The following is a 1,083-nucleotide window of genomic DNA, read 5'->3' on the forward strand; positions in this document are numbered from 1 at the left end:
AGGCCGGCATGAAGCCGTCGGACCTCTGCCGGAAGCACGGGATCAGCGAGACGACTCTCTACAAGTGGAAGGCCAAGTTCGGCGGGATGACGGTTCCTGAGACGGCGCGCCTGCGCACGCTCGAGGAGGAGAATCGGCGGCTGAAGAAGCTCTTGGCCGAGCAGATGCTCGACAACGCCGTGTTGAAGGATCTCCTGGGAAAAAATTGATGACGCCTGCTGCCCGGTTCGATGCCGTGCGGCGGGCGATCGCCGATCGCGGACTATCGGAGCGACGGGCCTGCAGGCTTCTCGGCGTGGATCGATCGAGCTTCCAGTACGAGCGGAGCGGCAGCGACGATGCCGCCGTCCGAACCCGGCTGCGCGAGTTGGCCAACGAGCGACGACGCTTCGGGTACAGACGCCTGGCGATCCTGCTGCGGCGGGAAGGCCGGGCGATCAACCTGAAGCGCGTCTATCGGCTCTACAGGGAGGAGCGGCTGATGGTCCGCAAGCGAGGCGGCCGGAAACGGGCCTTGGGTACGCGAGCACCGGCGACGATCCCGCAAGGGCCGAACCAGCGCTGGTCGCTCGACTTCGTATCCGATGCACTCGACGACGGTCGCCGCTTCCGTGTGTTGAACGTCGTCGACGACTTCTCGCGCGAATGCCTCGCCAGCGTGGTCGACACGTCGTTGTCGGGCACACGGGTCGTCCGCGAGTTGGAGGCACTGATGGCTCGGCGGGAAAAGCCCCTCATGATCGTCAGCGACAACGGCACCGAACTCGTCAGCCATGCCGTCCTGCGCTTCAGCGAGGCGACCCGGATCGAGTGGCACTACATCGCGCCGGGCAAACCGGTCCAGAACGCCTTCGTCGAGAGCTTCAACGGCCGGCTCCGCGACGAGTGCCTGAACGAGCACGTCTTCTCCTCGCTTGCCGAGGCGAGACGGATCATCGAGAACTGGCGGATCGACTACAACACCCTCCGCCCCCATTCGAGCCTCGGCGGCCTCGCGCCGTCGGTGTTCGCCACCCGGTCCGATCAGGGCCAGATCACCGCCGGACCAAACTTATGACCGGCAGGAAAATGGGGAGCACGTCA

1 protein-coding gene is annotated in these 1,083 nt (G+C 65.5%); it reads left to right on the forward strand.

What is annotated here, in order from left to right:
* Window positions 1–1,057, forward strand: a protein-coding gene (locus J3S89_RS02460) for an IS3 family transposase (protein WP_217925888.1) whose coding sequence is annotated in 2 segments (ribosomal slippage) — window positions 1–195 and window positions 195–1,057 — 1,058 coding nt annotated over the 2 segments. Because the reading frame shifts where the segments join, the coding sequence is not laid out codon by codon here. This gene is flagged as partial in the annotation.
* Window positions 1,058–1,083: the final 26 nt, after the last annotated feature.

Source organism: Pinisolibacter aquiterrae, from assembly GCF_019160155.1.
Lineage (GTDB): Bacteria > Pseudomonadota > Alphaproteobacteria > Rhizobiales > Ancalomicrobiaceae > Pinisolibacter > Pinisolibacter aquiterrae.